This is a genomic window from Methylobacterium sp. WL69 (genome assembly GCF_008039485.1).
In the GTDB taxonomy this organism is placed as follows: domain Bacteria; phylum Pseudomonadota; class Alphaproteobacteria; order Rhizobiales; family Beijerinckiaceae; genus Methylobacterium.
The window spans coordinates 12321-34256 of sequence record NZ_VRUZ01000034.1 but is presented as its reverse complement, the minus strand read 5'-3'; the positions used below and the strand labels follow the sequence as shown (position 1 = coordinate 34256).

The 21936-nt window shown below is 71.0% G+C and carries 22 protein-coding genes; 14 read left to right on the top strand and 8 right to left on the bottom strand.

Annotated elements, in window-relative coordinates:
- Positions 1-203: 203 nt before the first annotated feature.
- The gene (locus tag FV218_RS11640; RefSeq protein WP_147709824.1) at positions 204-1670 is read left to right on the top strand and encodes a methyl-accepting chemotaxis protein; all 1467 of its coding nucleotides are present in this window, start codon (positions 204-206) and stop codon (positions 1668-1670) included.
- 660 nt (positions 1671-2330) lie between these two features.
- Here FV218_RS11640 and lepA read toward each other — a convergent pair.
- Entirely contained in the window at positions 2331-4136 is a 1806-nt protein-coding gene (gene lepA / locus FV218_RS11635; protein ID WP_147709823.1) for a translation elongation factor 4, read from the bottom strand.
- A gap of 216 nt (positions 4137-4352) precedes the next feature.
- On the opposite strand from lepA, the gene FV218_RS11630 reads away from it, so the two are divergent.
- Positions 4353-4649: a hypothetical protein gene (locus tag FV218_RS11630; protein WP_244474863.1), complete on the top strand. Its 297-nt coding sequence runs from the start codon at positions 4353-4355 to the stop codon at positions 4647-4649.
- On the opposite strand, the gene FV218_RS11625 is transcribed toward FV218_RS11630, so the two are convergent.
- Positions 4646-5479, bottom strand: coding sequence for a DUF2470 domain-containing protein (locus FV218_RS11625; RefSeq protein ID WP_147709822.1), 834 nt, complete (start codon positions 5477-5479; stop codon positions 4646-4648). The two genes, FV218_RS11630 and FV218_RS11625, sit on opposite strands and share 4 nt — an antisense overlap.
- Before the next feature lie 314 nt (positions 5480-5793).
- On the opposite strand from FV218_RS11625, the gene FV218_RS11620 reads away from it, so the two are divergent.
- The 5 genes from FV218_RS11620 (at position 5794) to FV218_RS11600 (ending at position 9849) form a co-directional block, all read left to right on the top strand.
- The gene (locus tag FV218_RS11620; protein WP_056087136.1) at positions 5794-6504 is read left to right on the top strand and encodes a response regulator transcription factor; all 711 of its coding nucleotides are present in this window, start codon (positions 5794-5796) and stop codon (positions 6502-6504) included.
- A gap of 121 nt (positions 6505-6625) precedes the next feature.
- The gene (locus tag FV218_RS11615; protein WP_147709821.1) at positions 6626-8338 is read left to right on the top strand and encodes a sensor histidine kinase; all 1713 of its coding nucleotides are present in this window, start codon (positions 6626-6628) and stop codon (positions 8336-8338) included.
- 7 nt (positions 8339-8345) lie between these two features.
- Positions 8346-8840 (top strand): hypothetical protein, encoded by a 495-nt coding sequence (locus tag FV218_RS11610; protein ID WP_056087138.1) that lies wholly within the window; start codon positions 8346-8348, stop codon positions 8838-8840.
- 125 nt (positions 8841-8965) lie between these two features.
- On the top strand, positions 8966-9367 hold the full coding sequence (locus FV218_RS11605; protein WP_056087142.1) for a PTS sugar transporter subunit IIA: 402 nt from the start codon (positions 8966-8968) through the stop codon (positions 9365-9367).
- A 161-nt stretch (positions 9368-9528) separates the two neighbouring features.
- The gene (locus tag FV218_RS11600; protein WP_056087144.1) at positions 9529-9849 is read left to right on the top strand and encodes an HPr family phosphocarrier protein; all 321 of its coding nucleotides are present in this window, start codon (positions 9529-9531) and stop codon (positions 9847-9849) included.
- 64 nt (positions 9850-9913) lie between these two features.
- On the opposite strand, the gene FV218_RS11595 is transcribed toward FV218_RS11600, so the two are convergent.
- The 3 genes from FV218_RS11595 to FV218_RS11585 all read right to left on the bottom strand — a co-directional run bounded on the left by FV218_RS11595 (position 9914) and on the right by FV218_RS11585 (position 13621).
- The gene (locus FV218_RS11595) at positions 9914-10789 is read right to left on the bottom strand and encodes a hypothetical protein (RefSeq protein WP_147709820.1); all 876 of its coding nucleotides are present in this window, start codon (positions 10787-10789) and stop codon (positions 9914-9916) included.
- A 124-nt stretch (positions 10790-10913) separates the two neighbouring features.
- Entirely contained in the window at positions 10914-12035 is a 1122-nt protein-coding gene (locus tag FV218_RS11590; RefSeq protein ID WP_147709819.1) for a GTP-binding protein, read from the bottom strand.
- A gap of 62 nt (positions 12036-12097) precedes the next feature.
- Positions 12098-13621 carry a serine hydrolase gene (locus FV218_RS11585; RefSeq protein ID WP_147709818.1) on the bottom strand — a complete coding sequence of 508 codons (1524 nt, stop codon included), beginning with the start codon at positions 13619-13621 and terminating at the stop codon, positions 12098-12100.
- 273 nt (positions 13622-13894) lie between these two features.
- Between FV218_RS11585 and queE the strand changes: the two genes are divergently transcribed.
- From queE to FV218_RS11560, 5 genes are all read left to right on the top strand, one after another.
- Positions 13895-14533 (top strand): 7-carboxy-7-deazaguanine synthase, encoded by a 639-nt coding sequence (queE, locus tag FV218_RS11580; RefSeq protein WP_147709817.1) that lies wholly within the window; start codon positions 13895-13897, stop codon positions 14531-14533.
- Between the two features lie 53 nt (positions 14534-14586).
- On the top strand, positions 14587-14952 hold the full coding sequence (gene queD / locus FV218_RS11575) for a 6-carboxytetrahydropterin synthase QueD (RefSeq protein WP_147709816.1): 366 nt from the start codon (positions 14587-14589) through the stop codon (positions 14950-14952).
- Positions 14949-15653 carry a 7-cyano-7-deazaguanine synthase QueC gene (gene queC, locus FV218_RS11570; RefSeq protein ID WP_056087162.1) on the top strand — a complete coding sequence of 235 codons (705 nt, stop codon included), beginning with the start codon at positions 14949-14951 and terminating at the stop codon, positions 15651-15653. The genes queD and queC overlap by 4 nt, the downstream gene beginning before the upstream one ends.
- A gap of 75 nt (positions 15654-15728) precedes the next feature.
- On the top strand, positions 15729-16070 hold the full coding sequence (locus FV218_RS22745) for a hypothetical protein (protein WP_162239970.1): 342 nt from the start codon (positions 15729-15731) through the stop codon (positions 16068-16070).
- A gap of 10 nt (positions 16071-16080) precedes the next feature.
- Positions 16081-16470, top strand: coding sequence for a type II toxin-antitoxin system MqsA family antitoxin (locus tag FV218_RS11560; protein ID WP_187273031.1), 390 nt, complete (start codon positions 16081-16083; stop codon positions 16468-16470).
- A gap of 105 nt (positions 16471-16575) precedes the next feature.
- Here FV218_RS11560 and FV218_RS11555 read toward each other — a convergent pair whose 3' ends face one another.
- From FV218_RS11555 to FV218_RS11545, 3 genes are read right to left on the bottom strand one after another with little or no spacing between them, the layout of a single operon-like run.
- Positions 16576-17046, bottom strand: coding sequence for a secondary thiamine-phosphate synthase enzyme YjbQ (locus FV218_RS11555; protein ID WP_147709813.1), 471 nt, complete (start codon positions 17044-17046; stop codon positions 16576-16578).
- A complete protein-coding gene (locus FV218_RS11550) occupies positions 17043-18950 on the bottom strand; it encodes a cisplatin damage response ATP-dependent DNA ligase (protein ID WP_147709812.1) in 1908 nt (635 codons plus the stop codon). The genes FV218_RS11555 and FV218_RS11550 overlap by 4 nt, the downstream gene beginning before the upstream one ends.
- A complete protein-coding gene (locus FV218_RS11545) occupies positions 18947-19987 on the bottom strand; it encodes a ligase-associated DNA damage response exonuclease (protein WP_056087176.1) in 1041 nt (346 codons plus the stop codon). The genes FV218_RS11550 and FV218_RS11545 overlap by 4 nt, the downstream gene beginning before the upstream one ends.
- A 55-nt stretch (positions 19988-20042) precedes the next feature.
- Here FV218_RS11545 and FV218_RS11540 point away from each other — a divergent pair, with 55 nt between their 5' ends.
- Both FV218_RS11540 and FV218_RS11535 read left to right on the top strand, forming a co-directional pair.
- Positions 20043-20981, top strand: coding sequence for a methyltransferase domain-containing protein (locus FV218_RS11540; protein ID WP_147709811.1), 939 nt, complete (start codon positions 20043-20045; stop codon positions 20979-20981).
- A gap of 210 nt (positions 20982-21191) precedes the next feature.
- The gene (locus FV218_RS11535) at positions 21192-21929 is read left to right on the top strand and encodes a YoaK family protein (RefSeq protein ID WP_147709810.1); all 738 of its coding nucleotides are present in this window, start codon (positions 21192-21194) and stop codon (positions 21927-21929) included.
- Positions 21930-21936 lie beyond the last annotated feature (7 nt).

Sequence of the window (21936 nt, the reverse complement as noted above, 5' to 3'; positions counted from 1 at the left end):
GCACCGGGAAATTTCGGCGAGGCACCTGATCGCGGTCCCGGGCTAAAATTCGCCCAGGGCTGCCGTTCATTTGGGCAGGCCCGACGAGACCTGAAAAGATTTCGTCAAGTGGGACGAGGCTAATCTCGAACGGCGCCGAGATCGGCGGAAGCATCGCGCGGCCCATCGAAAGCACCGAAGACGTGTCCGTCAGAAGCTCTTCCATGGATGCCGGCCCGATCCCTTCGGCGAAGACCGGCCCGCTCGCGCGCCTGCGGCGGTTCGGCCGGCCGGCGCCGGCCGCGCCTGCGGCGGCCCTGCCGCAGGACCTCGGCTCCGTCCTCGCCTTCCTCAACACCGTCTCGCGCGCCTGCGCGGCGGCGGCGACGCCCGAGGCCGCGACGGAATCGTGCCTGTCCATCGTCGCGGGCTTCACCGGCTGGCCCATCGCCCACGCCTATCGGCGCCTGCCCGACGGCGCCGCCGGGACGCCGGGCGGGATGACGTCCATGCGGGTGTGGCACCTCGCGCCGACGGGCGATCCCCGCCACGCCGACGCCTTCGTGGCGGCCTCGGAGCAGGCGGTGTTCGCGCCGGGCCAGGGCCTCGTCGGCCGCGTGGCGGCGAGCGGGGCCCCGGTGAGCTGCCCGGACTGCACCGTGCTGCCGGGCTTCGTCCGGGCCGAAACCGCCCGCCGGAACGGCGTGCGCGGCTGCTTCATGTTCCCCGTGCGCGTCGGCGACGGGGTCGAGATCGTCCTGGAGTTCTTTTCGCGGGAGACCGCCGAGCTCAAGCCCGACCTCCTCGAACTCATGGCCTACGTCGCCGACCGCCTCGCCCTGGCGCTGACGGAGCACGCCCAGCGCAGCCGCGTCGCCGCGCTCATGCGGGCGCTGGACGGCATCGGCCAGCGCCTCGCCGGCACGACGGTGGGGGTGGAGGCGGGCGCGCAGGCCGTGCTCCGGGTCGCCGAGACCGTGGACGCCCGCCGCGGCGAGGTCGACCGGGCCGCCACGGAGGCGGCCCACGACATCGACGCCGTGGCCCGGTCGGCCCAGGACCTCGTGGCCCTGTCGCGGGAGGCCGGGGACCACGCCGCGCGGGTCGGCACCCTCGCGGGCGGCTCGGCCGCCCGCCTCGGGGAGGCCGTGGGGGTGTTTTCGGATTTGGAGGCCCGCATCGCCGGCGTCGGGCGGATCAGCGACCTCATCGGCACCATCGCGCGCCAGACCAACCTGCTCGCCCTCAACGCCACCATCGAGGCGGCGCGGGCGGGGGAGGCCGGGCGCGGCTTCTCCGTGGTCGCCGCCGAGGTGAAGGCCCTGTCGAACCGGGTGAGCCAAGCCACCGCCGAGATCGGCACGCAGATCGCGCACCTGCGCCAGGGCGCGGCCCGCTCGACGGAATCCCTGTCGCGGGTGCGGGACGAGATCGAGACAGTGCAGGGCACCGCCGGCGACATTCTCCGGGTGAGCGACGCGCACCGGGAAGCCGCCGGCCGCATCGCCGACGGCGTCGCCCAGGTCCGCACCACCCTGGGCACGGCGACGCAGCACCTCGATGCCCTCAGGACCACCACGGACGAGGCTTTGGCCCAGTCGCAGACGCTTGGGGGTACTTCGGGGCAGTTGCGGGATCAGGGACGGGAATTGGGCGAGGCGACGCGGGAATTGGCGCGGTCGGCGGGGTAGAGGACAGCGCACATCTCTTGGATGCTGCGCGAACGCCCCCTCTTCCTGGGACTGCTGGATTCTCGTCTTCGGTGGGTGGATATTTCAAACCCCACACCCACCAGGCGAGAGGCCGACGGGCTCCCTCTGCTTACAGGCTACCGGATCACACATTTCAGCGCGACGGAGCTCTCCTCCCCCTTGTGGGGAGGAGTGGGAGGTGGGGGTGGTTGGGCGACCCTCGGCATGGACGAGGGAATGGCCTGCGCGCGTTCGTCATCTGCAGAGGCTGGCGGAGCCACCCCCACCCCTGATCCCCCCCACAAGGGCAGGGCAATCGCATATGACCACCGATGTCATTCCGGGGCGCCGCAGGCGAACCCGGAATCCAGAGCCGCCGACGGTGCAAAACCCTGCGAAACCAGTGTTTCTGGGTCCCGGGTTCCGCTGCGCGGCCCCGGGATGACAAAGCGTTGCGGACTTCTCAAGGCCCCCAAACGCTATCTGCGATCGCCCTGCCACGAGGGGGAGGGAGAAGCCCGTGCGCGATAAAATCGATCGGCGATCTCACCGATGTGTGAATCCCGGCGCCTGCTCGGGAGCGAAGAGATCCGCGCGCGCTACGAAGAAGCCGGTGCCCACCCGAGTGCTGCCTCCCCCCCGCAGCCAGGCGGAACCGGCTCAATCGTCCATCTTCAGCGCCGCAATGAACGCCTCCTGCGGGATCTCGACCTTGCCGAACTGGCGCATCTTCTTCTTGCCCTCCTTCTGCTTGTCCAGGAGCTTGCGCTTGCGCGAGATGTCGCCGCCGTAGCACTTGGCGGTGACGTCCTTGGACAGGGCCTTGATGGTCTCGCGGGCGATGATCTTGCCGCCCAAAGCCGCCTGGACCGGGATCTGGAACAGGTGGCGGGGGATCAGATCCTTGAGCTTCTCGCACATGGCGCGGCCGCGATGCTCGGCGCGGGTGCGGTGGACCAGCATGGACAGGGCGTCCACGGGCTCGGCGTTGACGAGGATCGACATCTTCACCAGATCGCCCTCGCGGTAATCCGAGATGTGATAGTCGAACGAGGCGTAGCCCTTCGAGATCGACTTCAGGCGGTCGTAGAAATCGAACACCACCTCGTTGAGCGGCAGGTCGTACACGACCATGGCGCGCTTGCCGACGTAGTTGAGATCGACCTGGGCGCCGCGCCGGTCCTGGCACAGCTTCAGCACGCCGCCGAGATGCTCGTCGGGGGTGAGGATGGTGGCGCGAATCCACGGCTCCTCGATGGTGGTGATCTTCATCACGTCCGGCATGTCGGCCGGGTTGTGGAGCTCCTTCGTCGTCCCGTCGGTCATCTGCAGCCGGTAGACCACGCTGGGCGCCGTCGAGATGAGGTCGAGGTTGAACTCGCGCTCGAGGCGCTCCTGGATGATCTCGAGGTGCAGGAGGCCGAGGAAGCCGCAGCGGAAGCCGAAGCCGAGGGCCGCGCTCGTCTCCATTTCATACGAGAACGACGCATCGTTGAGGCGCAGCTTGCTCATGGCGCTGCGCAGGGTCTCGAACTCGGCGGCATCCACGGGGAACAGGCCGCAGAACACCACGGACTGGACGTCCTTGAAGCCCGCCAGCATCTCCTTGCACGGGCGCTTGTCCTCGGTCAGCGTATCGCCGACGCGGGTGTCGGCGACCTCCTTGATGGAGCCGGTGAAGAACCCGACCTCGCCGGGGCCGAGTTCGCCGATATCGGCCATCTTGGGCCGGAACACGCCGATCTTGTCGACGCCGTGCACCGCGTCGGCCCGCATCATGCGGATGTTCATGCCCTTCTTGAGCACGCCGTCGACGATGCGCACCAGCACCACGACGCCGAGATAGACGTCGTACCAGCTGTCCACCAGCAGGGCCTTGAGGGGCGCATCGCGGTCGCCCTTCGGCGGCGGCAGGCGGGTGACGATGGCCTCCAGCACCGCCTCAATGTTCAGACCGCTTTTGGCCGAGATCGCCACGGCCTCGGAGGCGTCGATGCCGATCACCTCCTCGATCTGGGCGCGGATGCGCTCGGGCTCGGCCGCCGGCAGGTCGATCTTGTTGAGGACGGGCACGATCTCGTGGTTGGCGTCCAGCGCCTGGTAGACGTTGGCGAGCGTCTGCGCCTCAACGCCCTGGCTCGCATCCACCACCAGCAGGGAGCCCTCGCACGCGGCCAGGGACCGCGAGACCTCGTAGGCGAAATCGACGTGGCCGGGGGTGTCCATCAGGTTGAGGATGTAGTCCTTGCCGTCCTGCGCCTTGTATTCCAGGCGCACGGTCTGCGCCTTGATGGTGATGCCCCGCTCCTTCTCGATGTCCATGGAGTCAAGCATCTGCTCGCTCATGTCGCGCAGGGCCACGGTGCCGGTGGTCTGGATCAGCCGGTCGGCCAGGGTCGACTTGCCGTGGTCGATGTGGGCGACGATGGAGAAGTTGCGAATGTTGTCGATGGGCAACGTGGTCATCGAGGATGCGATCTCCGGCGCGCGCGGCCCGCCGTCATGGAGACGGACCCGGCGCACGGTCTTTTGAGAGTGAGAACTGGAACGCCGCAGATAGCAGCGCAGGTTGTCCACGCCAAGCGTCGGGGGTGGGACGGGGCGTCCCGGTCGGGCGAATGGCGGGACCGACCGTGGACCGTTACCCCAGAGCGGGTATTCGTTGAACGGACGAGGCGAGACATGCCGAAGGATCAGCGGGAAACCAAACCGGCGGTGCGGTCCGGGGCGGCGGCCGAGCGGGTCGCGGCCGTGATGCGGGAGGCCGCCGACGGGGGCCTGACGCAGGCCAAGGATGGCCGCATCGCCGGGCGCGTCAGCGCGGCCCTGATCGCCGCCGCGAAGGCCCGGACCGGGCTTCAATCCGACACCGAACTCGTCGTCTTCGCCCTGGCGAACGTCGCCCTCGAAGACGATTTCGCGCAGGTTTTTCGTGCGGTGAAGGGGACCGTCGACCTAGACCTCGATCTCAGTATCTAGGAGGTTGGGGGGGCACCTGCACGGGCCTCGGCCGCCATCGCCACCAGCACCTTTCGCAAGGCTCCCATCTCGCGCACGGGCTCGGGAAACGGCACCCGCGCCGTGCGGTCGCCGGCGAGCAGGTCCATCCCCTCGGGGTCGAGGCCGGTGAGGCGCCACGGGCCGGGTTCGGCTCCGGAAGCAACGGCGTAGAGCGCGAGGGCGTCGCCGTGGTCGGCGTTCATGTGCTCGACGGCGCCGCCCTCCCCCGCCACCAGGGCCTCGGCGCCGGCGAGGTCGAGGCGCAGCTCGTCCGCCGTCAGGAAGGCGGCCTTGGCAAAGCCGCCGTTGAGGTGGCCGGCCTTCGGCTCGAGGGCGAAGAAGCCGAAATCGGGAAAGTCCGCGTAGAGCTTCGCCTTCGGATGGCGGGCGATGAAGCGGGCGCGCGCGCGCAGGTCGGGCGTCTGCGCCACGCGGCCCGTCACCGTGAGGCGCGGGTGGGCCAGGGGATCGCCCTTGCCGCCGGCGCTGAACAGCAGGGAGGCGCGGGGGTCGGCCAGCAGGTTGCGGGTGTGGGCCGAGAGCCGCGACAGCAGCATCAGGGGCGTGCCGTCCACATCCGTCGCGACGGTGACGAGGGAGACGAAGGGGGTGCCGTCCTCGGGGTCGAGGGTGGCGAGCGCCCCAGACCGGATGCTGCGCAGGAGGTGGCGGGCGAGGCCGATGGCGTCGAAGGGCGCGTCCGCCGCCGACAGCGGCACCGCCGGCCCGCGCCGCTCGCCCGTGTTTCCGACGTCCGTATTTCCCTCGCCCGTGTTTCCGACGTCCCTGATTTCCACGTCTTCGGCCATGGTTTCGTCCCCGTCTCGGCTCTCGTTCAGATCTGCGATGATAGCGGTGGCACGGTCCGGTTTGCGAGGCGCCGGGAGTGCGGCCCGTTGGCCGCAGTCAAGCGCCAATGCGACCCGGCTCGCTTTTTGCCCGGGGACCCTTTACACAGCCTGACTCTCCGCGCGAAAGCGGCCGTCGCCGTCGAGGTCAAGTCGCCATCGACGCCAAGCCGCCAGCGCGTTTTTCGCCGGCTCCGGTTCACCCCGGGGTGGGATGCGGAGATGCGGGCGCACAGGCACCCGCAAGGACCGCATCCGAGCAGTAGGGAACGCGCATGCCAACCATCGCCCTCGTGGACGACGATCGAAACATCCTCACCTCGGTCTCCATCGCCCTGGAGACGGAGGGGTACCGCATCCAGACCTACACCGACGGCGCCTCGGCGCTCGACGGCCTGAAGCATTCCCCGCCCGATCTCGCGATCTTCGACATCAAGATGCCGCGCATGGACGGGATGGAGCTTCTCAGGCGTCTGCGGCAGAAATCCGACCTGCCGGTGATCTTCCTCACCTCGAAGGACGAGGAAATCGACGAGCTGTTCGGCCTCAAGATGGGCGCCGACGACTTCATCCACAAACCGTTCTCGCAGCGCCTGCTGGTCGAGCGGGTCAAGGCGGTCCTGCGCCGCTTCGCCCCGAAGGACGGGCCCGGTGCCGCCGTCCGCGAGGCCGATGCCGCCGCCCGCTCCCTGGAGCGCGGCCTCCTGATGATGGACCCCGAGCGCCACACCTGCACCTGGAAGGGCGAGGCCGTGACCCTGACGGTCACCGAGTTCCTTATCCTGCAGGCCCTGGCCCACCGCCCCGGCGTCGTGAAGAGCCGCAACGCCCTCATGGATGCGGCCTACGACGATCAGGTCTACGTCGACGACCGCACCATCGACAGCCACATCAAGCGCCTGCGCAAGAAGTTCAAGGTGACGGACACGAACTTCGACATGATCGAGACGCTCTACGGCGTTGGCTACCGCTTCAAGGAAAGCTGAGTCCCGCGCGTTCCGCCCGAGCGAAGCCCGCCGGGCGGGCCGTTCCGAAAAAATTTCCGCGACCCCATCGAACCGGACCGACGTGGCGACCACAGATCAAGCCGAAGACCGCCCCCTCCGCATGGTGGAGTGGCCCCGCGCCCTGTGGAACGCCATCGGCCAGAGGGCCTCGTCGAGCCTGACGCGCCGCATCGTCGTGCTCAACCTCGTCGGGCTGTTCGCCCTGCTGTTCGGCTTCCTCTACCTCAACCAGTTCCGCCAGGGGCTGATCCAGGCGCGGGTGCAGAGCCTGCTGATCCAGGGCGAGATCATCGCCGGCGCCATCGCGTCGTCGGCCTCGGCCTCGGGCGACACCGGCGCCATCCGCATCGACCCCGACAAACTGCTCCAGCTCCAGGCCGGCGAGGCCGAGGAAGAGCCCTCGCCGCTCGCCTTCTCCCTCAACCCCGAGCGGGTGGCGCCCCTCCTGAGCCGCCTCATCACGCCCACGGGCAACCGCGCCCGGGTCTATGACGGCGACGGCGGGCTCCTGTTCGATTCCCGCACCCTGCCGGCGCGGGGCGAGATCGGGCGCGGCGACGGCAACGCCCGCGAGCGCAAGCGCACGGTCCTGGAGCAGGCCTTCGACTTCGTGCAGACCCGCATCCTCGGCGGCCAGCGCCCGGTGCGGACCGACGAGGTCGGCCCCGCGAGCGGACACGGCCTCAAGGAGGTTCAGGTGGCCCTGGGCGGCGCCCGCGGCACCATCGTCCGGCGCAACGAGGTCGGCGAGACCATCGTGTCCGTAGCGGTGCCGATCCAGCGCGGCAGCGCCGTGCGCGGCGCCCTGCTGCTGTCGACGCAGGGCGGCGACATCGACCGGGTCATCGCCTCCGAGCGGTTCGGCCTGCTGCAGGTGTTCCTGGTGGCGGCGGCCGTGATGCTGGTCCTGTCGATCCTCCTCGCCGGCGCCATCGCGGGGCCGGTGCGGCGCCTCGCCGACGCGGCCGAGAAGGTGCGCCTCGGCATCAAGTCCCGCGAGGAAATCCCCGACTTCACCGGGCGCACGGACGAGATCGGCCACCTCTCGGGGGCCCTGCGCGACATGACCCAGGCGCTGTACCGGCGCATCGACGCCATCGAGAGCTTCGCCGCCGACGTCTCCCACGAGCTGAAGAACCCCCTCACCTCGCTCCGCAGCGCCGTCGAGACCCTGCCGCTGGCGAAATCCGACGACTCGAAGTCGCGCCTGCTGCAGATCATCCAGCACGACGTGAAGCGCCTCGACCGCCTGATCTCGGACATCTCCGACGCCTCGCGCCTCGACGCCGAGCTCGCCCGCGCCGAGGCGCGCAAGGTCGACATGCACAAGCTGATGACCACCGTGGTGTCGGTGGCCAACGAGCGGCGGCGCCCGAAGGACGCCGTGATCCAGTTCGACGTCGCCGCGGCGGCGGGCGAGGGCGAGGCGCCGTTCGCGATCTTCGGCCACGATTCGCGCCTGGGCCAGGTGGTCAACAACCTCCTCGACAACGCCCGCTCGTTCTCGCCCCCCGACGCCAAGGTGCGGGTGGCCCTGCGCCGGGTGCGCGGCGACGTGGAGCTCGTCGTGGAGGACGAGGGTCCGGGCATCCCCGAGCACGCCCTCGAGCGGATCTTCGAGCGCTTCTACACCGACCGGCCCGAGCAGGGGTTCGGCCAGAATTCGGGCCTCGGCCTGTCGATCTCGCGCCAGATCGTCCAGGCCCATCGCGGCACCATCCGGGCCGAGAACCGCCCCGGCCCGGCGGACGAGGACGGCGAGCCGACGGTGCGGGGCGCGCGCTTCACCGTGCGCCTGCCGGCGGTGCGCTGAGGCACCGGTGAACCGGGACACGATCCACGCCACCGCCGTCGTCCTCGACGGCGCCGGGGTGCTGATCCGGGGCGAATCGGGGGCGGGCAAATCGACCCTCGCCCTCCTGCTCCTCGACCGGGCGGCCGCCCTGGCCCTGCCGGCCGCCCTCGTCGGCGACGACCGCATCCGCCTCGACCGCGACGGCGACACCCTCGTGGCCCGGCCGCATCCGGCGCTGGGCGACCGGATCGAAGTGCGCGGCCTCGGCCCCTGCCGCGCCGTCGCGGGGGCGGACGCGGCCCCGATCCGCCTCGTGGTCGATCTCGTGGCCCGCGAGCCCCGCCTGCCGGAGGTCCCGGCACCGGCCGGCCTCCTCGGCCTCTCCCTGCCGCGCCTCGTCCTGGACCGCCGGCTGCTGCGCTCGGGCCTGGCGCCGCGCCTCGTCCTCGATGCCCTGGCGGCGCTGACGGGCGGGCGGCACGCGGCGGTCCTTCGGCTGCCCGGGGTGGACGGACCGTAGCGCGGGGGCCACCATCGTGGCATGATCATGACGTTGAGGCGCACAAAACGTCACGATCACCTTGCGCTCGACCTTGCGCTGCACAAGATGGCGACTCCGCTCACAGGGCGTTGGAATCCGCGTCGATGATTGGAATGGTGCTCGTCACCCACGGGCTGCTCGCGACGGAGTTCAAGGCTGCCCTTGAACACGTCGTCGGGCCGCAGAAGCAGATCGAGACCATCACGATCGGGCCCGAGGACGACATGGAATTGCGGCGGCTCGACATCATGACGGCCGTCGGCCGCGTGAATTCGGGCAAGGGCGTCGTCGTGCTCACCGACATGTTCGGGGGCACGCCCTCCAACCTCGCCCTGTCGTGCATGAACGGCGGCCAGGTCGAGGTCGTGGCCGGGATCAACCTGCCCATGCTGATCAAGCTCGCCAGCGTGCGCGATGCCGAGCCACTGGGCGACGCCGTGCTGCACGCCCAGGAGGCGGGCCGGAAGTACATCAACGTCGCCTCGCGGGTCCTGGCGGGCAAGTAAGGGTCGCGGCGTCCGGCAACGCGCGTCCGGCGCGCGGTGTCCCGAAACGTCGCGGCCGCGCGCCCGCCTTCCTTACGCCGTGGCAACCGCCTACAGGCCAGTGTGACGGTTCCGGCGCCGACAGGACGGCGCGCCGGCGGGCGAGGATTGGCGACAAGCGCATGATCGACGACGAGGATTCCGAAGAGGCCCTGCCCCCCGTCCCCGAGGGCGGGCTGTTGCGGGTGCTTCCCATCGTCAACCGGCGCGGCCTGCACGCCAGGGCCTCGGCGAAGTTCGTCCAGACCGTCGAACGCTACGACGCCGCCGTCACGGTCACCCGCGCGGGCGAGACGGTGGGGGGGCGCTCGATCATGGGCCTGCTGACCCTCGGCGCCGCGCAGGGCACCACCATCGCGGTGGTGACCTCGGGCCCGGAGGCCGAAGCCAGCCTGCAGGCGATCACCGATCTCCTCGCCAACAGGTTCGGCGAGGACGAGTAGGGACGGGGGGCACTCCCGCGGACGCGCGAGCGCCCTTCCCCCGGAACGCCGGCCGGCGAAGCTCCTACGCCGAGCGGTCGAGGCGGGCCGTACCCGCCATCCCCTCGGAGGCCCGGCGCCAGGCGACGGCGTGCGGGCCGGTGCCGAGGTGCAGGGCGGCGGCGACGACGCGGCCGTCCCGGCGGGTCAGGTCGACGGCGGCCTGGCGGCGGCGGGCGAACAGGCGGGTGACCACCCGGACCAGGGCCGCCTCCGAGGGGTCGCCGATGATCGGGGCCGCCGCATGGGCGGCGTCGAGAATCAAGAATTCCTCGACGGCGTCGCGGATGCGATCCGGCGCGACGATGCGCTCGCGGGACGACGCGCCGGCGCCGCCGACGTCGAACAGGTTGTGGGCCGGGATGCGGACCGCATCGGGTACCGGCCTGAGGACCGGACGGGTCGCCGGCGCCGCGAGGGCGAGGTCGAGGCTCGCGCCCCGGCGCAGGGTCCGGAGATGCGCGAGCAGTGCCGCCTGCACCGCGTCCCCGTGCGGGGCCTCGACGGCCGGCGTCACCGCGCTGCCGTAGGGCTGCCACGGGCCGATGCGCCCGTGGCCCCATATCGGGTTCGGCATGGTCAGGGGGATCGCGCCGCACAGGGTGCGCCGCGCCCCCGTCCGGCCCCAGGCGAGGGCGAACACCACCTCGCGCCCGCCCGCCCCGTGCCGGGCCGCGGCCTGGAGATAGTCGGGGTCGGCGAACGGGTCCGACACGCCCGTCCGGGTCAGGAGGGCGCGCCACGCCGCCTCCGCCTCGGGCACGACCTGCCCCGGACGGCACAGGTCGATGGACCAGGATTCCATGGGCCGGGCGTCGGTGTCGGCGAGCCCCGCCCCGTCGAACCCCGGCGCATCCCCGAAAACGCCACCCGTGATCACCGTGAACCGCCGTGCCGCCATCAAGAAACAAGTCCCACCCGCGTCCCGGTTCGGGACGGTCCGGCGCCCGGGGGCGCCCCATTGCGGTCTCGGGTTCAAGATTGGGGCCGCGCCGGTCCGCCCCGGACCGGGAATCGGGCGGCCCTCAACCGCCCGGAATCGCCAGGGGGTTGTCGGTGAGCGCCGCCATGTCGGGGGCGTCGATGCGCGGACGGCCGAGGAAGGCGTCCCACAGGCCGGTGACGAAGGCCGGATCGAGGTCGCGCACGATGAGGACGAGGCGCGAGCGCCGGTCGTCGTCGGGCCAGGCGTCGAGGTGCACGGGCGCGTGGACGATGTGCTGCACCCCGTGGACGACGACGGGGTTGTCCGGCGCGTCGGCCAGCGCCACGAGGCCCTTGAGGCGCAGGAGCTTCGGTCCGTGGGCCGAGCGTACGAGGTCGAGGAACATCTCGAACCGGGCGCGCGGCACCGGGGCGTCGTGGGTCAGGGTGAAGGCGCGGATCGCGGCGTCGTGCCGGTTCACGTCGTGATGGTGGTGGCCGTGATGATGGTGGTGGTGCGCGTCCACCGCCTCGGCCCCGAGCCAGGCGGCGACGTCGGCGCCCTTGCCGTCGAGGCCGAAGAACCCGCCGAGGAGGTCGGCGGGCGCCACGTCGGCCCCGTGGATCGCGGCGGCGGGGTTGAGGGCGCGCAGGCGCGCCTCGAGGGGTTCGGTCCCGCCCTCGGCGAGATCCGCCTTCGTCAGCACCAGCCGGTCGGCCACCGCCGCCTGGCGGACGGCCTCCGGATGGGCGTCGAGGGTCGCGTCGCCGTTGACCGCGTCCACCACCGTGACGACGCCCTGCAGCCGGTACCGCATGACGAGGTAGGGGTGGTAGATCAGGGCGTGGAGGATCGGGGCCGGGTCGGCGAGCCCCGTGGTCTCGATGACCACGCGGCGGAACGGCGGGATGCGGCCGTTGTCGCGCTTGCGCAGGAGATCTTCCAGGGTGGCGATGAGGTCGCCGCGCACGGTGCAGCACAGGCAGCCGGCACCCAGCAGGATCATGCCCTCGTCCACCGTCTCGATGAGGAGGTGGTCGAGGCCGATCTCGCCGAACTCGTTGACGATGACCACGGTGTCGGCGAGGGCCGGATCCTTCAGCATCCGGTTGAGCAGGGTGGTCTTGCCGGCCCCGAGGAAGCCCGTGAGGACGGTGAGCGGGATCGGCTCGGGCGCGCGGGGATCGGGGGCCGAGAGGACGGACGCGGAGGAATCGGTCATGGCGATGACCTACCCCGGCACGGCCCCGGGCTCAATCGCCGCGCGGTCGGATCGGGCCCGCGCTACTCGTCCTCCGCCGCCTTCGCCGAGCGGCCGGCCGGCTTGGCTGCGGACTTGGTGGCGGACTTGGGGGCAGCCTTGACCGGCTTGGTCTCCGCCTTCGCCTCGGGCTTCGCGGCCTTGGGCTGCACCTTGGCGGCGGGCTTGCGCAGGGTGTTCACCTTGAGCTTCGGGGCGCCCTCCATCACCGGCGTCGCCTCGACGGGGGCGTAGGCGCTGGCGGTGGACGGCACGGCGGCTTTGCCGCGCGCCAGGGCCTTCTTCACTTCCGGTGTCTTGGCCCCACCCTTCATCTGCGCCTGGCGGGCCTCCTTGGCCGCCTCGCGGCGGGCCGCGACGGTGTCGAGGCGGGCCTTGCGGGCGGCGGCCAGGGTCTGGGCGCGCTCGGCCTTGTCGGCCTCCGCCTGGGCGTTCAGCGCGATGGCACCCTCGGCCGGATCGCGGCCGATCCAGACGGGGATCGGCTGGAGCGGGGCGCGGGCCGGCAGGGCGCGGCCCCGCATGGCGCCGTTGTTGAGGGTGGCGAGGGCCAGGGCCGAGCCCGGCAGGGCGGCGGCGGCGAGGATCTGGGCGTTGGAGCTGTCGGTGTTGCCCGCGATGGCGCCCGGACCCTCGTCCACCGGCATGGGCTTCTTCCGGTCGCAGATGTACGGGCGCAGGTCCGGCGGCTCGGAGATGGCGGAGGCCGGCAGGGATTCGAGGGTCTGGGCGGTCCAGCCCGTGGACTGGCCGAAGCCGTAATCGAACAGGTCGGAGGCCTTGAGGTCGCGCTCGCGGGCGCTCGGCTGGCCCATGACCACGGTGATGAGGCGGCGCCCGTTGCGGGTGGCGCTCGACACCACGTTGAAGCCGCCCGAGCAGATGAAGCCGGTCTTCATGCCGTCGGCGCCGGCGTAGCGCCCGAGCAGGCCGTTGTGGTTGGCCATGATCGACTTGCCGAACTGGATCGCCGAGATGGAGAACAGGCCCCGGCTGTCGGGAAAGTCGCGGATCAGGGCGCGGCCGAGGACCGCCATGTCGCGGGCCGAGGTCCATTGCCGGGCGTCGGGCAGGCCGTTGGGGTTGGTCCAGCGGCTCTCGCGCATGCCGATGCGGGCGGCGGTCTCGTTCATCAGGGCGGAGAAGCCCTCGATGGAGCCGCCGAGGTTCTCGCCGATGGCCCAGGCGACGTCGTTGGCCGACTTCACCATGATGATCTTCAGGGCGTTGTCGAGGGTAAGCTGCGTGCCGGGGCGAAAACCCATCTTCGAGGGCGGCTCGGCGGCGGCGGCGGCCGAGATGGTGATCAGCGAATCCAGCGAGACCTTGCCCTGACGCACGAGATCGAGGGCGACGTAGGCGGTCATCAGCTTGGTGATGGAGGCGGGAAACCACGGGTCGGTGGCGCCCTGGGCGTAGATCACCTTGCCGGAATCGACCTCGACCACGAGGATCGGCGCCGTGACCGCACCGGCGGAACTCGCGCCGAGCAGGCCGGCGCACGCCGCGAAACCAAGGGCGAGGCGCCTCATCAGGGGGTTCGACATCAGGCCTGTCTCGGAAGGGTCCGGTCCGGCCCGAGGGGACTCGGACCGCGCGGGACACAGTAGGGTAACGGCAAAGCTTGTGCGAGGCGTCGCGTGCCCCGGTTCCCCCGCCAACAACCCGGCCTCCGTGGCGAGAGCATGGCGAAGCCTTTCGCGGTGCACGGGTCAGCCGGGCGTGGCATGCCCCCTCCCCGCGCGAAGCGGTGGCCTCGCGGCCAGACCCGGCCTATGTGCGAACGAGACAGTCGCACCCGGCGGGTGCCCAGGGACAGCATGGCTTACGCGGTCAAGGAACTCTTCCACACCCTCCAGGGCGAAGGCGCGCAGGCGGGCCGCGCCGCGGTGTTCTGCCGGTTCGCCGGCTGCAACCTGTGGTCCGGCCGCGAGCAGGACCGCGCCACGGCGGCCTGCCGCTTCTGCGACACGGACTTCATCGGCATGGACGGCGAGGGCGGCGGCCGGTTCGCCACGCCCGAACTCCTCGCGGACGCCATCGCCGGGACCTGGGCCGGCGGGCCGCATCACCTTTACGTGGTCTTCACCGGCGGCGAGCCCCTGCTCCAGCTCGATCCCGCCCTCATCGCGGCGGTGCACGCGCGCGGCTTCGAGATCGCGGTGGAGACCAACGGCACCCTGGCGGCCCCCGAGGGCATCGACTGGATCTGCGTCAGCCCCAAGGCCGGCAATCCCCTCGTGCAGACCACGGGCCACGAGCTGAAGCTGGTCTACCCCCAGGACGAGGCCGAGGCCGATCCGGCCCGTTTCGCCGATCTCGCCTTCCGCCACCACTGGCTCCAGCCCATGGACGGGCCGGCGCGCCTCGCCAACACCGAGGCGGCGGTGGCCTATTGCCGGGCCGACGCGCGCTGGCGCCTGTCCCTGCAGACCCACAAGATCATCGGCATCCCGTAGGGGGCCAGCGCGTGCGAATCGGATAGCGTGCGAACCGGACGAGAGTGCGACCCATGAAGATCACCCAAGCCTTCACCTTCGAGGCGGCCCACCGCCTGCCCAACGTGCCCGAGACCCATCGCTGCCACCGCATGCACGGGCATTCCTACCGGGTCGAACTCACCCTCACGGGCGCCGTCGATCCGCAGACCGGCTGGGTGGTGGACTTCTTCGACGTCGAGCACGCCTTCGCGCCGGTGCTGCTGCAGCTCGACCATTACTGCCTCAACGACATCGAAGGGTTGGAGAACCCCACGGCCGAGCACATCGCCGCCTGGATCTGGGCGCGGACCAAGGCAGCCCTGCCGGCCCTGTCCTCGGTAAAGGTGTACGAGACCCCGATGTCGTGGGCCGAGTACGAGGGCGGCGGACAACCATGAGCGACGACGGCGCCCTGGTCCTGTTCTCCGGCGGCCAGGATTCGGCCACCTGCCTCGCCTGGGCCCTGGACCGCTTCCCCCGCGTCGAGACCCTGGGCTTCGATTACGGCCAGCGCCACCGCATCGAGCTCGACGGCCGGGCGGCCCTGCGCGCGGGCATGAGCGCCCTGAACCCGGCCTGGGCGCGCCGCCTCGGCCCCGACCACACCCTCGACCTCGCGGCGCTCGGCGCCGTCTCCGACACCGCGCTCACCCGCGACACGGAAATCGCCATGACGGCGGACGGCCTGCCCAACACCTTCGTGCCGGGCCGCAACCTCGTGTTCCTCACCTTCGCGGCGGCCCTGGCCTATCGCCGGGGCCTGCGCCACATCGTCGGCGGCATGTGCGAGACGGATTACTCCGGCTACCCGGATTGCCGCGACGACACCATCAAGGCCCTGCAGGTGGCCCTCAACCTCGGCATGGCCCGCCGCTTCGTCCTCCACACCCCCCTGATGTGGATCGACAAGGCCGCCACCTGGCGCCTCGCCGAAGACCTCGGCGGCCGGCCCCTGGTCGACCTCGTCGTCGAGGCAAGCCACACCTGCTACCTCGGGGAGCGCGGGGCGCGGCATGACTGGGGGTACGGGTGCGGGACGTGCCCGGCCTGCGCGTTGCGGGCGAAGGGGTATCGGGCGTTCGTGGCGGAGGCGGTCTGAGGCTCGCCGCCAGACTTTCCGTAGAGAGGACCTGTCGCATCTTGTACGCAAGTTGCGTATGGCATAGGCTGCTCAGTGGCTCGCGAAGTCAGGATCGTCGTCGATCACGCCAACAGCGATGACCCGATCTTCACCGTCGAGGTGCAGACCCCTTGTGGGTCGCTCGACGTGATGGCCGAGGTGTCGGTCTCGGGCCGAATCCTGACGTTGACCGGCCTGCACATCGGTGGCGATTCCATGAAGCAATGGGGCGCGGCCGGGCTCCGGGACATCGCGCAGGGCGTCATGGAGGAGCTGGATGTCGACGAGATCCACATTGTTGGCGGCGTTCGGACCACGGGTGCAAATCCGGGACGAGCCGCCCGTCCGCGAAGGCTCCGCAGAACGCCTCAGCCTCAAGCGACGGCCGGACGCTGACCTGAACACGGTGGCGGCGGCCCGTGCCCTGGTGCGTCGGCATCTCCCGGTGAAGGCCGCCCACGCGGTCATGACGGAACTGTTCGATACGGGCGAGGCCTATGTCGAGGTGCCGAAGGTCGAGAGCCTGAACCATTTGATATCGGAGCTGACAGCTCTGGGCATCGAAGCCCGAAGGCATTGGCCGGACCAGATCTCCGTCCGGATCGTGCGGGAGGCCCTGCATCTCTCGCAAAGTCAGTTCGCCCTGCGGTTCGGCCTGGAAGAAGCGACGGTCAAGAACTGGGAGCAGGGCAAATCGAAGCCGAACGCCACGGCCATGACCCTGATCTGGACGATCCATCGCCACCCGGAGGCCGTCGTGGATGCCCTTGCCATGGGCGGAACCACGACCGGCTGAGCCGCCGCTGCCTGTCGGCAGCAGGTTCGCGCGGAGCCGGGGTGAGGGCCGAGGTCTTGAGCCCCGGCGGCGATGCGCTTCCGCGGCCAGGGCCCTGGAGCCGCCTCACGCCCCCACCACCGCCAAAACAAGCTCCCGCCGGTGCGGCCGGTCGCGGTGCTCGATGAGGTAGATCCCCTGCCACGTGCCCAGCGCCAGCCGGCCGTCGAGCACCGGGATGGTGAGGCCGGATTCCGTCACCATGGTGCGGATATGGGCCGGCATGTCGTCCGGCCCCTCGCTGCCGTGGACGTAGGCGCCGTGGCGCGGGGCGAGCCCGTCCAGCGCCGTCATCAGATCGGTCTGGACGTCGGGGTCGGCGTTCTCCTGGATGGTCAGGGAGGCCGAGGTGTGCCGGCAGAACACGCTCAGCACGCCCTGGCTGATCCCGCTCTGCTGCACGAACTCGGCCACGCGGGCGGTGATGTCGGTGAATCCCGGTCCGGGCGTCGAGACCACGAGGCGGGCGCTCGCCTGGGCGCTCACCGCGCCCGCCCGAAACCCGTCGAGTCCGCCGATCCTGGCTCCGCGCGTCATGGGGAATTCTCCGGAATGGCGCCCGGGGCGATCTCGCTCGTCCCCCGAGCCAGGATGGTCTCCAGGACCGCGATCCCGTCGGCCTCGGCCGCCGGCTTGTCCCAGCGGATGCGGTGGACCCGGGGGAAGCGGAGCGCCACGCCGGACTTGTGCCGGGTCGAGCGCTGCACCCCCTCGAAGGCGATCTCCAGCACCAGACCCTCGTCGAGGCCATACGCGACCTCGCGCACGGGGCCGAAGCGCTTGGTGGTGTGGTTGCGGACGTAGCGGTCGAGCTTGGCCAGCTCCGCGTCGGTGAAGCCGTGATAGGCCTTGCCCACGGGCACGAGTTCCGGGCTGCCGTCCTCGCGGGGGCGCCAGACCCCGAAGGTGTAGTCCGAGTAGAACGACGAGCGCTTCCCGTGGCCGCGCTGGGCGTACATCATCACGGCGTCGACGAGGTGGGGCTCGCGCTTCCACTTCCACCACGGCCCCTTCGGGCGACCGGGCAGGTACGGGCTGTCGCGCAGTTTCAGCATCACGCCCTCGATGGCGTCGGCATCCTCGCCCGCCCCCACGGCGGCCGGGTCGGCGCGGGCCTCGGCCAGATCCTCCCAGGTCGCGAACGGCACCAGGGGCGACAGGTCGATGCGGGCATGGTCGAGGGCGGCGACGAAGGTCTCGAGGCGGGCGCGGCGCTCGGCGAAGGGGAGCGGGCGCAGGTCCTCGCCCTCCGCCGTGAGCAGGTCGTAGGCCCGGACATGGGCCGGGAATTCCTCCAGGAGTTTCGGGGTCACCGCCTTGCGGTTGAGGCGCTGCTGCAGGACGTTGAAGCTCTGCACCCGGGATTCCTTGAGGATCAGCAGCTCGCCGTCCAGGGTCCCCGTGAAGGTGATGGCCTGCGCCAGGTCCGGGAACGCGTCCGTGATGTCCTCGCCCGTGCGCGAGTAGACCCGCGCCACCTGTTCGCCGGCCTCGTCGCGTCCGCCCGAGAGCTGGACGCGGATGCCGTCCCACTTCCACTCGCCCGAGAACGCCGCCGGATCGAGTTTTTCGAAATCTCCGTCTTCGTCGATGGGGTGGGACAGCATCGGTGGCCGGAACGGCGCCGGGTTCAGCGTCGTCGGCCGCTCGGCCCGGCCCTCGACCCAGGCGAACAGGCTGAGATAGGGCGGCACCATGCCGTGCCAGACCTCCTCCACCGCGTCGGCCTCGTGGCCGCCGAGCGCGCCCACGGCGGTCTTGGCGAGGCGGGCCGAAACGCCGACGCGCAGGGCCCCGGTGATGAGCTTCAGGAGCGCCCAGCGCCCGGTCTCGTCGAGGGCATCGAGCCAGGTGGCGATGTGCCCCGGCAGGTCGGCCTTCTTGATCGTGGCGAGGGTCTCGACCACCTCCGAGAGGGTGGGGATGTGGGGCGGCGGGTTGTTGTGGCCGGGGGGCGGCGGCGCTGACCCTCCCCATGCCGGAGGGGTGCCCGACGTGTCGGCGTGAGGCGCCGGCTCCCTCTCCTGGAAGGAGAGGGTTGGGGTGAGGTGTGGGACATCTCCGGAGAGTTCGCACACCTCACCCTGTCCCTCTCCTTCCAGGAGAGGGGACCCGCGCTGCCCGCCCGATGCCGGAGGACTGGGAGCAGTCGAGGCCAGGGGATGTTCCGGCGCCGGCCAGATCAGCGCCGTGGTCTCGGCGAGATCGCCGACGTAGTTGTGCGACAAAGCGAACAGCACCGGGTCGACCCTGGCCTCCACCAGCCCCCGGATCATCGCGGGCTTCGCCTCGCGGAAGGTCAGGTTGCCGGTCATGGCGGCCAGCGCGAAGCCGCGCTCGGGGTCGGGGGCGCTGGAAAAATAATCCTGCAGCAGGCGCAGCTTGGCGTTGCGGCGCGGCTCGTAGGCGAGGCGGTCGAGGAGGTGGGCGAACTCGTTCACGCGGCGACCTCCGCGACGCCCGGCTCGGCCTCGCCGTCGTCGCCGTAGCCCAGCAGGTGCAGGGGCTTGGCCTTGATCCCTTGCGTCCCGCACCAGTGCACCAGGGCGTCCTCCTGCCCGTGGGTGACCCAGACCTCGCCGGCCCCGGTCTCCCGGATCGTGCGGCAGAGGTCGGGCCAGTCGGAATGGTCGGAGATGCACAGGGGCAGTTCGGCGCCCTTCTGGCGGGCGCGGGCCCGCACCCGCATCCAGCCCGACGCGAACGAGGCGACGGGGTCGGGGAATTTTCGCGACCACACGTCCTGGATGGCGGAGGGCGGGCACAGCACGATGGCGCCGTGGAGTTTGCCGCGCTCGGCCGCCACCACCTTCGGGGTCTCACCCAGGGGGATGCCCTCCTGCTTGTAGAGCTCCGTCAGTTTCTCCATGGCGCCATGGAGGTAGATGGGACGGTCGTAGCCGGCCTGCCGCAACAGGGCCATCACCCGCTGGGCCTTGCCGAGGGCGTAGGCGCCGACGATGTGGGCGCGCTCGGGGAACAGCGCCACGGAATCGAGGAGTTTCTGGACCTCGTCGCGGGTGTCGGGCATCCGGAACACCGGCAGGCCGAAGGTCGCCTCGGTGATGAACACGTCGCAGGGCATGACCTCGAACGGCAGGCAGGTCGGGTCGGGCGCGCGCTTGTAGTCGCCCGAGACCACGACGCGCACGCCCCGCGCCTGGATCGCGATCTGGGCCGAGCCGAGGACGTGACCGGCGGGGGCGAAGCGCACGGTGACGTCGCCGATGCGGATGTCTTCACCCAAATGCGCCTCCTGGCGCGTCGTGCAAAAGTCCTCGCCGTAGCGCACGGCCATGATCCGCAGGGTCTGGCCGGTGGCGAGCACCTGTCCGTGGCCGGCGCGGGCGTGGTCGGCATGGCCGTGGGTGATCAGGGCCCGGGGCACGGGCCAGGTCGGATCGACGTGGAAGTCGCCGAGGGGGCAGTACAGCCCCTCGCGGGTCAGGGTGAGGAGATCGCTGGCGCTGAAGGTCATCGGCGCGGCATATAGGGCGCGCGATCCCCGAGCGAAGCGGACTCCCCCACCCAGCATGTCGCGCCCTTCCGGTTCCGGCGAGTTCCTCGCCGACAGACGCTACGCCTACGCGGAAGCGTGCCTCGCCGAGGGCGACGCCTTAGGGGCGGCCGAGATGGCGGAGCAGACCCTGGAGATCGCGCCCCGCTACGCCCCGGCCTGGTTCCTCCTGGGCCGGGCACGGGAGGCGCGCTACGTCAGCCATGGCGACTTGCGGGACCACCACGCGGCCCTGCGCGCCTACGCGGCGGCCCTCGACCTCGACCCCGACGACAATCAGGGCGCCCGGCTGGCGCTGGCACAGATCGGCGACGGCGGCGTTCTCGCGGCGATCTCGCCGGCCTATGTCCGCACCCTGTTCGACGCCTATGCCGCCCGGTTCGAGCGCCACCTCGTCGACGACCTTGCCTATCGCGCGCCGGAGCTCATGGTGGCGGCCCTCGACGCCCTCCCGGAGGCGCCGGCGGCCTACGAGTCCGTGCTCGACCTCGGCTGCGGCACCGGCCTGATGGGCGCGGCCCTGGGGGACCGGGCGCGTCACCTCACCGGCATCGACCTCTCGCCCCTCATGCTGGCCGAGGCCGCCCGGGGGAAGCGCTATGCCCGCCTCGTCGAGGGCGACCTCGTCGCCGGGATCATGGCCGAGGCCGAGGCGGCGACCGACCTCGTCACCGCCGCCGACGTGATGATCTATGTCGGCGCGCTCACCGGTCTCCTGGCGGGGGCCGTCCGGGTGCTGCGGCCGAACGGGCGCCTCGCCTTCAGCGTACAGTCGCATGCGGGCGACGGCCTCGTCCTCGGGGCGGATGCCCGCTACGCCCACGGCGATGCCCTGGTGCGGGACGCCGTGGCCCGGGCCGGCCTCAGCCTCGACCACCTCGAACCGGCGACCCTCCGGCGCGAACGCGGCCTGCCGGTTCCGGGACGCATCGTCGTCGCGCGCCGGCCCGCCTGATCCGGCCATCGGCGCGGTCGAACGGCGTTCGCAGGATCGGCTCCGCTCACGAGAACGTCAGCGCCTCATCCCGCTCCGGTGAGCCGGAATGGTGGACAGGTGCCGCGTGGCACGCCATGGGCGCAATCCGCGACGCCCACGAACCTTTCGCGCGTCCGGGCGCGTATGGAGTCCGGCCTTCCCCCGCATCAGCCGTCTCTCGGAGACCCCATGGCAGACCCGCAGAACAAGTCGTTTCCCGCCAGCGCGCGAACGCGCATCCCGTTCGCCCTCGCCCTGTCAGCCGTGGCGGGCTGCGCCGATTCCATCGGGTTCCTGGAATTCTCGCAGCTGTTCATGTCGTTCATGAGCGGAAACACGACCCGGTTCGGCGTGTCGGTGAGCCGGTTCGACTGGGAGGGCGCGTCCCGCGTCGCCTCCGTCATCATCCTGTTCTGCTTCGGAGCCTTCGCGGGCACGCTCATCGCCGCCTGGGTCGGACGCTGGCGCCTGTCGGTCCTGCTGCTGCTCCAGGCGGTGCTGCTCACCGTCGGGCTCATCGTGCCGCACGGCACCTTCGCGTTCCCGCTCCACGCCTATCCCATCGTCATCGCGCTGGGCCTCCAGAACGCGACCCTGCAGGACGAGGGCGGGCGCAGCCTCGCGCTCACCTACGTCACCGGCGCCGTGGTGCGGTTCGGGACGGGGCTCGCGAACCTCATCCTCGGCACCGTGGCGCCCTCGTTCTGGATCCAGGCCCCCCTGTGGGCGGCACTCAGCACCGGCGCCGTCATCGGCGGCTTCCTGCAGACCCAGTACGGCGAGGACGCGTTCCTGTTCCCGGCGGCCCTGGCGGCCCTGCTGGCGATGATCGCCCTGGTGCTCACCATCGCCAGGCCCGGCAGCGCCTATGTCAGCGGCGAGGTCGAGCACCATCCGCCGGACGGCGCCGCCGCCCCGAAGCCCTGAGGCGGAC

Excerpts from the sequence above, each read along its gene's own strand:
- FV218_RS11590 (WP_147709819.1), bottom strand. The coding sequence starts at position 12,035 with ATGACCGATTCCTCCGCGTCCGTCCTCTCGGCCCCCGATCCCCGCGCG.
- FV218_RS11595 (WP_147709820.1), bottom strand. The coding sequence starts at position 10,789 with ATGGCGGCACGGCGGTTCACGGTGATCACGGGTGGCGTTTTCGGGGAT.
- queC (WP_056087162.1), top strand. The coding sequence starts at position 14,949 with ATGAGCGACGACGGCGCCCTGGTCCTGTTCTCCGGCGGCCAGGATTCG.
- FV218_RS11620 (WP_056087136.1), top strand. The coding sequence starts at position 5,794 with ATGCCAACCATCGCCCTCGTGGACGACGATCGAAACATCCTCACCTCG.
- FV218_RS11640 (WP_147709824.1), top strand. The coding sequence starts at position 204 with ATGGATGCCGGCCCGATCCCTTCGGCGAAGACCGGCCCGCTCGCGCGC.
- FV218_RS11545 (WP_056087176.1), bottom strand. The coding sequence starts at position 19,987 with ATGACCTTCAGCGCCAGCGATCTCCTCACCCTGACCCGCGAGGGGCTG.
- FV218_RS11555 (WP_147709813.1), bottom strand. The coding sequence starts at position 17,046 with ATGACGCGCGGAGCCAGGATCGGCGGACTCGACGGGTTTCGGGCGGGC.
- FV218_RS11540 (WP_147709811.1), top strand. The coding sequence starts at position 20,043 with ATGTCGCGCCCTTCCGGTTCCGGCGAGTTCCTCGCCGACAGACGCTAC.
- FV218_RS11535 (WP_147709810.1), top strand. The coding sequence starts at position 21,192 with ATGGCAGACCCGCAGAACAAGTCGTTTCCCGCCAGCGCGCGAACGCGC.
- FV218_RS11625 (WP_147709822.1), bottom strand. The coding sequence starts at position 5,479 with ATGGCCGAAGACGTGGAAATCAGGGACGTCGGAAACACGGGCGAGGGA.
- lepA (WP_147709823.1), bottom strand. The coding sequence starts at position 4,136 with ATGACCACGTTGCCCATCGACAACATTCGCAACTTCTCCATCGTCGCC.
- queD (WP_147709816.1), top strand. The coding sequence starts at position 14,587 with ATGAAGATCACCCAAGCCTTCACCTTCGAGGCGGCCCACCGCCTGCCC.
- FV218_RS11615 (WP_147709821.1), top strand. The coding sequence starts at position 6,626 with ATGGTGGAGTGGCCCCGCGCCCTGTGGAACGCCATCGGCCAGAGGGCC.
- FV218_RS11585 (WP_147709818.1), bottom strand. The coding sequence starts at position 13,621 with ATGTCGAACCCCCTGATGAGGCGCCTCGCCCTTGGTTTCGCGGCGTGC.
- queE (WP_147709817.1), top strand. The coding sequence starts at position 13,895 with ATGGCTTACGCGGTCAAGGAACTCTTCCACACCCTCCAGGGCGAAGGC.
- FV218_RS11630 (WP_244474863.1), top strand. The coding sequence starts at position 4,353 with ATGCCGAAGGATCAGCGGGAAACCAAACCGGCGGTGCGGTCCGGGGCG.
- FV218_RS11600 (WP_056087144.1), top strand. The coding sequence starts at position 9,529 with ATGATCGACGACGAGGATTCCGAAGAGGCCCTGCCCCCCGTCCCCGAG.
- FV218_RS11605 (WP_056087142.1), top strand. The coding sequence starts at position 8,966 with ATGATTGGAATGGTGCTCGTCACCCACGGGCTGCTCGCGACGGAGTTC.